The organism is Pseudomonadota bacterium (assembly GCA_030860485.1).
Taxonomy (GTDB): Bacteria; Pseudomonadota; Gammaproteobacteria; order JACCXJ01; family JACCXJ01; genus JACCXJ01.
In genome coordinates this window covers 1-10,928 of sequence record JALZID010000187.1, presented here as the reverse complement: position 1 = coordinate 10,928, position 10,928 = coordinate 1, and the positions used below count along the sequence as shown (strand labels likewise).

Below are 10,928 nucleotides of genomic sequence, written 5' to 3'. Positions count from 1 at the left end.
CTTTGTGCTCGATCAACTTGTGGGTAAAGACCAGTCGTTGAAGTGGTCGTTTCATCTTCCACTCTGGCACATCACGATGCCGTTAGGGAGGGGAGGAGTCCATACCATTACCCTACCCTCCCCCGCTACACAGGGGAGTCCGCGCTCTTTGCGGACGGGGGAGGGTGAGGGTGGGGGGTCGGCCGGCGGATCGCTGACCAAGGTTTCTTCCCGACGGCAGCGCCTTTACTCCCACCCTGACCCTCCCCCGCAACACAGGGGAGGGAACCGGGGATCTCCCTCCCCTGTCCGTGCTCCTTGCGGGCGGGGGCGCCTTCGCCTCCTTCCTTTACGCGCTCGTCATGCATCGTAAGGCGCGATTGCGCGTCCAGGATCTGCGTGAGGCCGAGGACGCCGAGCGATCGCGCCGGCCCACGCGCTACCGCAGGCTAGCGGCACCGCGCGATGGTTAGCCGCAGTCGGTCGGAGGCGAGCACGACCCGGTCCTGGATCAGCACGATGGGGGCGCGGCGGAAGCTCGTCCGGCCGACCAGCAGATCGTTGCGAGGGGCGCTAACGAGGTCGGTCAGAAGCGCATCGAGACTGCCCGGCTCGGACTCCCCTCCTCGTCCTCGAACATCCCCTCCTCCTCTTCGTCTGCCGGAGCCGCGCCGCCAGCGATCTGGATCACGCCGCGCCGGCGTCCGCCCGAGACCCGGAAGCTCATCCTCTCGGTCCTCTGCGACCCGGTCGTTGAGGGCCGCTGCGGCGGCTGGCCGGAGGCCTCCGCCCAACGATCGTGAGCGTGCACGCTCGGGGATGCTGTTGACAGGTCGCGAACTAAGGCTCCGGGCGGCTTCCGCATCCCCGGACTTCGCGGCCTGGCCGATGCATGAGGGTTGAAAGCCGGGGAGGAATCGATCCGATCCTCATCATTTCACCGTCCGTACAGCATCCATGACCGCTCGACCAACGATGGTCGTGCTCAACACCTGCGCCGACGCTTTACCGTTCAAACTGAGTCCGATAGGCTGCTAGGCGGTGGCTAGGGCCGCGACACCGCCAGGGCGCGGGTAACGCCATCTCCGTGGCCCATTTCGTCCAAGGAGTAAACGCTATGAACGACCCCTTCAAGACCCACGGCGCTTTCAGTTGGTGCGAGCTCATGACCCCCGATCCCGAGGCCGCCAAGCACTTCTGCGGCACGCTCTTCGGCTGGACGCTGGAGGACATGGACGTGGGCCGGGGAACCTATACCGTCATCAAGGCGGGCGGCGCGGGCGCGGGCATCGGCGGCATCATGAAGCGGCCCCCCGAATGCGCCTCCGACGCGCCGCCCCACTGGGGGACCTACGTGACCGTCGAGGACGTCGATGCGACGGCGAGGAAGGCCGAAGCGCTCGGCGCCAAGACCTTGGTCCCACCGACGGACATCCCCAAGGTCGGACGCTTTTGCATGCTCCAAGACCCCCAAGGCGCCGTGATCGCCGCGATCACCTATGCTACGTGAAGGAAGGCTGAGGGTGGGACGCACTGTCAGGCCGACGTCACAGAGGTGCACATCCGCGCCGCAGGAGCGGCGCCTTTTCTAATCGCGCTCTATCTGCTCGATACGGACATCTGTTCCTATGTCATCCGCAACCGTCCAGAGGCAGTGCGCAAGCGCATGAACGCGGTACTGCTCGAAAGTCAGGCGATCTCGGTCGTGACTTATGCCGAGTTGATGTTCGGCGTGCGGCGCTCGTCCAACGCGAAGGTCAATTGGACCGTAGTCGGCGCCTTTCTTCGGCATGTGTCCGCGCTCGACTGGAATCGGGACGCCGCGGATGCCTATGCCGAAATGAAAGTTGAGCTGGAAACCAAGGGACAGCCGCTCGGCAACACGGATCTGCTGATCGCGGCGCACGCGCGCAGCTTGCGGGCGGTGCTTGTGACCAACAACAAACGCCATCACGAGCGGATATCGGGATTGAAGATCGAGAACTGGGCAAAGCCGTAGGGGCAAACGCATTGAATGAAAGCGAACACCACGCCGTGGCACAAAGTCGTCCGGCTGCGGGCCGAGATCCGCGATGATATCGTCCGGATGCTCGGCCCCGAAATTGAGGCGTTTGAGAATGTCGGGCGGAAAGTCCTTGAGATTGAAAGTCACAATCAGATTTGCACCGTTGTCGACGGCGGCTGCCACCACATCCCCGTCATCCGGGCGGGCCTTGACGCCGTGGTCCACGCCGAAGAAGAACGAGCGGCTCTACCGCTACTACTACTTGCCGGCTCCGGACAACAAGGAGCACGCCGGCGCCTCGGAACTGCCCCGGCTGCCGGCCGCTCGGCGAGACGATCACTGTGTCGATCAGGAGCCGCACGATGCGTTGTTGCTCGGCCGGGCAGTAGCACGGTAGCTTTCAGTCCCTTCACTCACACCTGTGCGTCCACGCTCGGTTCCACGACCGTACCGTCCAGAGTTTCCAACTGGTCGACCACGCAGCGCCAGTTACCGGCGTCAATCAGGAAGCGGGCAGCAAGCGTGTCAGTGTCGTCAACAATTCGAACTTCAATTCCATCCGCTGGTCCTGTCCACACCTCTGCCTTAATGCTCTCAATACTGAAGCCCTCTGCCGGGAAGCTCTTGGCCCATCCGGGCCAGCCTGTTGATTGCCACTGATAGCCAGTTGCTTTCACAAGGTCTTGATGGCAAAGGTCGGGGCTCCCCCTCGGCGATCCTGGTTCCCAACTATTACGACGAAACGACTCGTTACGTCACGAACAGGAGGATAGTCCGTCCAATTGATCGCACCGGGGGACTGGCTGCGCTCCACTTCTTCAAGGAATGGCGACTTACTTCTTCCATCTGTAATGATCACCAGCCTTTCTACGGCTCGCGTCAACGCGACGTATAAGAGTCGTCGCTCTTCTTTCGTGATAGTTTCAGGACTATCCCCGAGAACTCTAAGAAATGCCCAGTCGGGGTGAATCAGTGGATAGCTGCGCGCGACCGCATCGAGCAGGATTACCATAGGCTCCTCAAGCCCCTTGTACTTGTGGGCAGTCGAGATTGTGATTCGTTCTTTTAGACCCTTCGAGAAAAAGGATCGGACGAAATCGACGTAGCGGGCGAGACCCCGGCCATCGCCAACTCTTTGATCCTGATAGTTCACGAACCATGGTATAGCGTTTCGACGGCTCAGCATCACCACATCGATGCCCTCGGCGAGCGCCTGACTGGCGAGGCGTAACACCGCAGGTGTGATGACGTCGCCACGATGCCGTTGTTTCTCAAGCAAGGAGGGTTCGAATTCGCTGAGGTCAGAGACGAGGACCTTTCCGGCGGATTTCTTGTGTGCGATTGCCGGCTTTCCAAGTCCATCCATCAACGCATTGCCAACGGCAACAATCGCGCTGGAGGATCGATAGTTGGTCGAAATGTAAAGGCGGCGCGACTCACCAATGTAATCTGTGAAGTTCTCGAAAAATCTCAGATCCGATCCGGCAAACCCATTGATCGCCTGCCAGTCGTCGCCGACGCAGAACAACTCGATTTGCGGGTTTTGTGTGCGAATCGCGTTGAGCAGTCGGTGGAAGAGCTCAGAAAAGTCCTGGAACTCATCGATGCAAACGTAGCGCAGCAACGCGAGGTCCACTCTTCCGGATTTCCTTTGCAACAATGTCTGCCCGGCCTCGATTCCATCGGCTGCACGTTGCATCAGCCCATCAAAGTCTTCCTCGCCAGTCGCCGAGGCGATCAAGGTATGCAGCGTAGAGCCGGTGTGCCAGCTCGAGAAACATCTCCTCGACAGGCGAGAGCGGCGAGTAGCTTTCAATGAGAGAGCGCAGTTCTGCTGGGGACAAGGATAGCTTTCTGCACCTGCCGATGAATCCGACCATCGCCATCGTGAATCGATCGATGGCTCTATGTCTGACTCGATGCCAGATTTCATCCTCGGACAATCGAACGCAGTGGATGCCTTGTGCTTCGAGGCATTCTCTAAGTAGCACGATAAACGACTCTTTCCCTCCAGCCACGATGTCTTGGCGGGACAATTCGATCAGCGTCCAGTCTTTCTTCGCGTCCCAATAGGCACGCTTTTCCTCGGACATCTCGTCGTAATCGGGGTCGCCGGTGAGGCCGAAATACTCAATTATGGTGCCGCTCTTGGATGTCTGGAAAATGGTGAAATCCGGACGGTAGTTGATGCCGCTCCACCAATGGTTACGCTCGTACTTGTAGGCGATGTCATGCTCGAACAGGAAGTCCGCGATCACTTTCTCGCCAAATGATTTGACGGGCTCTCCTTCCAGGCTTTCCCGGGGCAGGGAGCGACGGAACTGTAGGAGTTCGTCCTTGCTCTTGTCGTAACAACCCTCAACGATGCGGTCCCAGTCTTCCCGAAAGTGGGCAAGCATCAATTGGCGGATTTGCTGTTTGACAGCGGGTACTTGAAGGTAATCGTCGATCACCTGCTGAAACACGCGACTCAGTCCTTGGGATTCCCCCTCGGAACCATTGTAGAGAAGGCTTTCCTCTGGATGCACTATTGCGTAGGCCAGCGCATGGAAGGTCATCACGTGGGGCAGTGTGACGTTTAGTTGTTTCGCGATGGCATCAATCGTGTTAGCCTCGATTTTGTCCGTATCGATCCTCTTGTGTTTGCCGACTTCGCGAATCCGACGATCAACGTCAGCGGTTACCGCTGCTTCGCCCACCTCGCTCAGCAACCCCAATAGCCTCCTCCGCATCTCGAGGACGGCTTTGCGGTTGAAGGCAAGTAGAAGCATTTCACTGGGAGCGACGCCGCAGTGCTTCAGGAGAAATAGCGCGCGGTTGATCAATGTGGCCGTTTTTCCGCTGCCAGCGCGGGCCACCACTTGGACGTGGCCGTGTACTGCTGCAATGGCCATCGCTGCTCGTTGTCTGGCAGGCACCTCTGGCCATTTTGGTCTGGAGAGGCGGCGTTTTCAGCCACCCACGATTTCACAAAGGAAATAGTTTCCTGCTCGAACTCAGCTACAGAGATCAAGTCGGTGCGCGAGATTCGAAAGTAGGAGGCAGCGCTGAGAAAGTCACTGCAAAGTCGTTTCCGGATCTCCTGGAGTAGTTCGTTACGCTTCGCCTCGGTCTGCTTGCGCTGTGCCTCCCGCCGAAGTCGCACCCGTTCTGCCTCTGCTCACCTTAGAGCTTCTTGACGAGACCTTTCTCTCCTAGTGGAGTGTCCCTTAAATAACTTGACAGATTCTCTGGCAATTGCTATGCTTACGGTCATGCCGAACACGAGGCTGTCGATCGAGTTGAAACGGCTGAACGGACGCAGCTCGAAAAGTGGGAGTCCTCACATGGGACCCCCGAGGGAAAAACAAGAAGGGATAATCTGTAAAGTTATTCAAGGGACACTACACTAGGATCGGCAGACGGCCCGAGACCATGCGTCCGAACACCGCCGCGTTCTGGAGCCCCACGCTTCCAGATCCGCCGCGAGGGCCTCGGGATCGCCGGAGCTCACCAGATCGACGACCACATGCCCCGCGGCGATGCGCGCCAAGACGTTCGCCGATCGAAATCCCGACGCCCCTCGAGCTTTTGCTTGCGGCTGTTCGAGATACGTCTGATACTCGCCATGGAGCGCGACCAGATCGCGGGTGGCCTTGCTGTGGGCATGGACCTCTGTCCCTGCGCCGGTCCAGAGACCGTTCGTGGGACTGCGCCGCAGCACAGTAGGCTTGTCTTCCGCCATCACCGAGGTGGGACCGAGACCCAGCGCGATGAGCGCCGCGGCCCAGACGATTCTGGCTACTTTGAGCCGGACTCCCGGGGCAACGCGAGGCGGCGAAGCGGGGCGAATGGAAATCGGCGGGATCGACGCTGAGATGGAAATGCTGCGCTGCATGACGTCCTCCTCTGATGGTGTCTTCAGTGCCCATGGGCCGGCCAAGGTGACTTGACCGGCACCCGTGGGCTCGCGTCCCGGCGCTCGGGGGCTCGCGTTTGCGCCACCCCACAGCCCGACCGCCATTCAGAACCCAGCCGGGGCCAGCCCAAACGCCCTTCCCCCCTCCACGCGGACCACCCAATCACCGACCGGCCCGTCCGACGCAACAGTACCGGTTGCAAAACCGCATTGAACTTCCTATCCTTTTTGCGTCACCCCACAGCCCCGACCGCCATCGAGAACCCAGCCGGGGTCTAGCCCAAACGCCCCTTCCCGACGCGGACCACCCAATCGCCGATCAGCCCGTCCGACGCAACAGTACCGATTGCAAAACCGCGTTGAACTTCCTGTCCTTCAACCATTGCGCACGGTTCCTGGATAGGCTAGATTACTTTCGAGGGATAGGGTATATTACTTTCGAGGGAGGCGAAATATACCGGCAGGGAGAACCTAATCATACGTTCCGTTCCTTAGAACCCGCCGATGAAGGGCCGGGGTATGGTTCCCACGGGGTGTCATACCCAGCCGCGATTCGGCCTTGATCGAGGAGAAATACCAGTGATCAAATCCACACTGTTAGGTAGTGCGTTGGCCGTCGCCCTGTCGGCCGCCCCCGCCATGGCGGCGGACTTCCATGCCCTCAAGGGGTTACAAGGAGCTGCTCCAGCTCCCCTCCAGGACGGGGTGTTGGCCGCTACGGAAGGGGGGCAGACCTGCACTGTTCTCACCGCGGCTAGCGAGACTGGGGTTGCGCTATGTTCAGCGCTCCCGCCCGCCGCGTTTTTCGCGGTTGCCAATGCGTTACCCGTAACGGCCGCGACTTTCCTACAGGTTCACGGATTCGCCGGGGATACGTTCCCGACCGCCCCGCCCGTGGCCCCGACGCTCCCGATCCCCCCGGCGGGACCGTAAGGTAATGTCCCGGCGGACCCCGGCGGGTTTGTGGGAAGTATTCTCACCGGCCATTTGACCGCCCGCTGGGGTCCGCCCTGTTCCCCGGAGAGCCCTCATGCAGTCGAGGGCTCTCCGCTCTTCATGGACCGGGTCGGTGCCCCCGTGGCGTGGGTGGGGGGACACACTGGGTAGGACAGCCAAGCGTGCCGTAAGACCCTAAACCCGTATTCAACGAGCGAACGGCAAACGCGCTCTTGCCCAGCACTCCAGTGTGGTTAACCTTGTCACCGACGCAAGGCACGTGCCGCTTCGGTGAGCGCGTTGTCCAGTTCTGTTGCGCCGTTTTTGGCCTTGTCCCGACAGGCAGTGATGGCCGCGTAGAGGGCTGTCGCCACCCGGCAAGACGCTCATGGCGATGGTGCCCCCCCGAGACGGCAGAAGTCCACCCTGTCGAGGGCGTGGGTGCGGCTTCGACGCGATAGAGATTGAGTTTATCCATAAGATACGCATTTGGAATAGTGGGTAGCGCATGATAAGGGCAGGGCGATTTCTCGGGTGTGTACTGATCTTGCAACCTGTCATAAATGGCGTGAGTGTGGCCGAAGAGGCCGCCTGGAGTGTTCCCACCAGCGCCCAGCAGACCATCGTGAAGCGTCATACCCTGAAAGAGCTTCGCGACCAATATATCGTTAAACAGCAACTGGACTACTCGTGCGGGGCGGCGGCGCTGGCTACTCTCATGGCTTATTATTATGGGGAGGATACCTCAGAAAAGGAGATCCTGGAGTTGCTTAACACCCGGCTTGAAACGATGACTGAAGAGGAGCGAGCCCGCAAGACAAGGATTGGGTTTTCCCTCCTAGATCTCAAAGTGGTGGCTCAACACAAGGGTTATCAGGCCGCGGGCTTTAAGGTGAGCGTTGACCAACTTCCACAGCTGCTGGCCCCTGTGATCGTTCATGTCCGGCCATTAGGCTACTATCATTTTGCCGTGCTCCGGGGAGTGGCTGGGGATCGTGTCTATTTGGCCGATCCGGGACGCGGCAATCTGCGCATGAGCATAGAGCGTTTTTTGGATGAGTGGGCCGGAGTAGTGTTTATCCTGGGCAAGGCGGGAGAAGAGAAAATCACGCATTATCCCTTAACGTTGTCTCGGAGCACCGATTATCCTTCACCCGGCTTGCGCCGAATGGCCCACCAGGGGGACGAGGCAGCGTCGTCCACCGTAAACCTTGTTCTACGAGTGCGTCCTCGCTAGCTTCTCAGCCAAAAGGAGGGACGAATGAAAAGGAGCAACAGGACCCTCGCTAAACGCGCACGAGCTTCTCGCCATTTGCCAGTCCGCCGAGACGCAGGAGGAAAAAGGCATACGATTTTGACCGTCTTTCACGTGCTTATCGCCTTTGTCTTGGTGGGTCTTATCTTGATCCATCTGGGCAAAGACACTGACGCGGGCGCTGCTGTTGGGAGCGGAGATAGAAGGCCGGATATCGATGGCGGTGTCAAGAAGGTTTCGTCTGCGACAGACAGCCGAATGGATGACTATGTCCCCAAGACGGATTATGAGAGACTTAAACGAGAGGTGGAAACCCTCAAAAGCCAAATGCAGCGGCTGTTAGAAGCAGCACCGGCTACGGCGGAATCAAAGTCTGCCCCTGCAGAAACCGGGGAGAAACAACCGGTCGCTAGTGCGCCCCCCTCATCTCAAGAGAGGGTTGGCCGATCTGAGCGCGAAGAATTTGAAGTCGCGAAAGGCGACCGCCGCAAGGAGGCGGAGGAGGCCAAAAGGGAATTGGACCAGTTTTTACGCGCCCAAAAGCTTTTATTCAGGCCTGGGGAGATCCAATTAGAGTTTGGGGCGTCTTACGCCCACGAGGCTGAGACCAGTCATGTGAGTCCATTGGGGCCCATGTTTAGATTTCGCTCCGCGAGTACAAATTTACTGATTCGGTATGGTCTGGCAGAGGACCTGGAATTCAATTTTGGCGTCCCATTGGTCTACACCGAACAAGAGCGTGACATTAGACCAGTTCCCTCTACTGCTTCATCCCCATCTTTCACCCGGGAGACTGGTGTGGGATTAGGGGATATCAGCTGGGCATTCCGATATGCAGCCATACATGAAGAGCGGGGGCTGCCGGAGGTGACCCTGAACGTGAATGCCAAAGCCGACACAGGCGATGAGGATCGGGGATTGGGCACCGGGCATTGGAACGTGGGAACCGGGGTGTCGCTGGTCAAGACCATCGATCCCGTGGTGCTCTTCGGCTCATTGGGATACACCTGGACCCTGGAACAAGAGGATGTCGATCCCGGGGACCAGATTCCCTATTCAATCGGCATGGGGTTCTCACTTAATGACCGGGTGAGTTTTTCCATGGCGATGGCTGGTGCGGCGATTAGGCGCACAGAAATAAACGGAAATGAGATCGGCGGTTCCGGACTAGACATCAATAGCCTGCAGTTTACGACCACCGTGCAGCTGGCGAAGCGAGTGTATGTGGAGCCCTTTGTAGGCCTTGGTCTGACTGACGAGGCTGCCGATTTCTTGGTGGGGATCAATGTACCGGTGGGGCTTGAAGGACGTTTCCCCCTTCCATTTTAATCGAAGGACTTCTAAGGGTCGGGGCCTTCTGTTCTACCGTCCAGTACAGAACGCTGTAGCGACTACACCGGTGTTTCATAATGGAGCTGGTTCCGTGACAGCAATACGGCCTGAGGAGCCTACTAGCATTGCGCACGATTCCTGGATAGGGTATGGTAATTGTATGCCCTTTTCCGCGCCGGAGCCGTCGACCGCGAATGGCTCGCGAAACAGCTCGCTACGCCGGAAGGGATCGATCGCCTCGAGTCCTTCGGAGCCAAGTTCTCCCGCCTGCAAGATACCCTGAGCGACAGGCTCCTGCCCCTTTTTCTGCGCGTAGCGGGAGAGCTTCCGGGACGGCGGTTGAGAACGTCAACCGCGCCGAGCGCCTCGGGATCATCCGCGACACCCAGGAATGGTTGGGCGCGAGGGGGCTGCGTAACCGGCTGGTGCACGAGTACGTCGATGACCTCGACGCGCTCGCGGCTTCCCTCGATGTCGCCAGACGATTCACAACCGTCCTCATCGAGGCGGCTCACGCCTTCCGCAGCTACGCGGAGCAGAGGCTCGGTGTACCCGCGCGGCGAGACCGCCCGATCTGACATCGGCAGAAGTGGGACGCGCCCGCATCGAAGCAAGCCTAGCCCGGATGGAGCACAACGCGATCCGGGGACGTCGTTCAGGCTAAACGGCCCACGGTACCTTCGTCGCTGGATGGCCCGAAAGCCGTGGCGCAGGACTGGGAGGCGCGAGCCGGCCCCCACGCGCACACCCAGGTGCTATGCCGCCGACCCGCTACTAGTACAGGTGGAGGAAGAAAGGCCCGGCGACGGTTGACAACACGCCGGCGGTGTCCCGACCGAGGATCGCGACGAAGAACTGCGTCGCGGGCGGGCAGCTGCCAAGCGCGTTACCGAACCCGAACTGACCGAATTCGCTAAACAGCCCGTTGGTGAGGTCGGGGGTTACCTGGCCACCCATGATGGCAGGCAGGCCTGAGAAGCAGTACACACCCGCGACAGGCGCTGTTACGTTCCCCGAGCCGACCCCCTTCGAGTTCGCCGGATCCACGGTACCATCCGCAGCCACGCGCGCGAACAAGACGGGGTTCGCGCTGCTCGCGGTGTTCGCCGTGTTCGCGCTCTGGGCGCTGACCGCGCTGCCGACGGACAGCCCCGGCGCCCTTTTATTGATCTCCTCGTTCGCCACGCCCCTGGCGATCCTTCTCACCCTCGCCGAGCTGATCGCCTTGGCCACCGTGTCGGTCTCCGCAACCGCCGAGTCGGGGAGCACGAACGAAAGCGCAATGACGGTGACGACCATAGCCGCCAGCTTGGATCTGTAGTACGACTTGCTCATGGTGAACCTCCTAATTCTAAAATGGTTGTTCCCCACGGCCCTAGGACGAGCCCCCGGGAGTCCTAGCAGCCTGTCGGACTTAGCGTGGAACTTTTCAAGCGCGAGGGGATCGGATCGGTCAGGGTTCCGATGAGCGAGCGCGCATGAGCCATTTCCGTCCCTGTGATCGTGACACCCCTTACCTGCTG

At 59.7% G+C, this 10,928-nt stretch carries 12 protein-coding genes and 1 pseudogene; 6 read left to right on the top strand and 7 right to left on the bottom strand.

Annotated elements, in window-relative coordinates:
• Positions 1 to 565: 565 nt before the first annotated feature.
• On the bottom strand, positions 566 to 706 hold the full coding sequence (locus M3461_10375) for a hypothetical protein (GenBank protein MDQ3774725.1): 141 nt from the start codon (positions 704 to 706) through the stop codon (positions 566 to 568).
• Positions 707 to 1,096: 390 nt separating this feature from the next.
• Between M3461_10375 and M3461_10370 the strand changes: the two genes are divergently transcribed.
• Together M3461_10370 and M3461_10365 are read left to right on the top strand one after the other, a co-directional pair.
• Complete coding sequence (locus M3461_10370) at positions 1,097 to 1,489, top strand: VOC family protein (protein MDQ3774724.1); 393 nt, start codon at positions 1,097 to 1,099, stop codon at positions 1,487 to 1,489.
• A 45-nt stretch (positions 1,490 to 1,534) separates the two neighbouring features.
• Entirely contained in the window at positions 1,535 to 1,978 is a 444-nt protein-coding gene (locus M3461_10365; protein MDQ3774723.1) for a type II toxin-antitoxin system VapC family toxin, read from the top strand.
• 63 nt (positions 1,979 to 2,041) lie between these two features.
• Here the strand turns inward: M3461_10365 and M3461_10360 are convergent.
• Positions 2,042 to 2,182 (bottom strand): annotated as a pseudogene (locus M3461_10360) (PIN domain-containing protein).
• A 10-nt stretch (positions 2,183 to 2,192) separates the two neighbouring features.
• Here M3461_10360 and M3461_10355 point away from each other — a divergent pair.
• Complete coding sequence (locus tag M3461_10355) at positions 2,193 to 2,381, top strand: hypothetical protein (protein ID MDQ3774722.1); 189 nt, start codon at positions 2,193 to 2,195, stop codon at positions 2,379 to 2,381.
• Between the two features lie 16 nt (positions 2,382 to 2,397).
• Here the strand turns inward: M3461_10355 and M3461_10350 are convergent, their stop codons facing one another.
• The 4 genes from M3461_10350 to M3461_10335 all read right to left on the bottom strand — a co-directional run bounded on the left by M3461_10350 (position 2,398) and on the right by M3461_10335 (position 5,861).
• On the bottom strand, positions 2,398 to 2,661 hold the full coding sequence (locus M3461_10350) for a hypothetical protein (protein ID MDQ3774721.1): 264 nt from the start codon (positions 2,659 to 2,661) through the stop codon (positions 2,398 to 2,400).
• A complete protein-coding gene (locus tag M3461_10345; protein MDQ3774720.1) occupies positions 2,658 to 3,725 on the bottom strand; it encodes a UvrD-helicase domain-containing protein in 1,068 nt (355 codons plus the stop codon). Before M3461_10345 ends, M3461_10350 begins: the two co-directional genes overlap by 4 nt.
• On the bottom strand, positions 3,691 to 4,878 hold the full coding sequence (locus tag M3461_10340; GenBank protein ID MDQ3774719.1) for a UvrD-helicase domain-containing protein: 1,188 nt from the start codon (positions 4,876 to 4,878) through the stop codon (positions 3,691 to 3,693). The genes M3461_10345 and M3461_10340 overlap by 35 nt, the downstream gene beginning before the upstream one ends.
• A 494-nt stretch (positions 4,879 to 5,372) precedes the next feature.
• Positions 5,373 to 5,861: a hypothetical protein gene (locus M3461_10335; protein MDQ3774718.1), complete on the bottom strand. Its 489-nt coding sequence runs from the start codon at positions 5,859 to 5,861 to the stop codon at positions 5,373 to 5,375.
• 1,531 nt (positions 5,862 to 7,392) lie between these two features.
• On the opposite strand from M3461_10335, the gene M3461_10330 reads away from it, so the two are divergent.
• From M3461_10330 to M3461_10320, 3 genes are all read left to right on the top strand, one after another.
• Positions 7,393 to 8,055, top strand: coding sequence for a C39 family peptidase (locus M3461_10330; protein ID MDQ3774717.1), 663 nt, complete (start codon positions 7,393 to 7,395; stop codon positions 8,053 to 8,055).
• Positions 8,056 to 8,706: 651 nt separating this feature from the next.
• The gene (locus tag M3461_10325; GenBank protein MDQ3774716.1) at positions 8,707 to 9,402 is read left to right on the top strand and encodes a transporter; all 696 of its coding nucleotides are present in this window, start codon (positions 8,707 to 8,709) and stop codon (positions 9,400 to 9,402) included.
• Positions 9,403 to 9,800: 398 nt separating this feature from the next.
• A complete protein-coding gene (locus M3461_10320) occupies positions 9,801 to 9,983 on the top strand; it encodes a hypothetical protein (GenBank protein MDQ3774715.1) in 183 nt (60 codons plus the stop codon).
• 196 nt (positions 9,984 to 10,179) lie between these two features.
• Here the strand turns inward: M3461_10320 and M3461_10315 are convergent, their stop codons facing one another.
• Positions 10,180 to 10,740 carry a hypothetical protein gene (locus tag M3461_10315; protein ID MDQ3774714.1) on the bottom strand — a complete coding sequence of 187 codons (561 nt, stop codon included), beginning with the start codon at positions 10,738 to 10,740 and terminating at the stop codon, positions 10,180 to 10,182.
• Between the last annotated feature and the right edge of the window lie 188 nt (positions 10,741 to 10,928).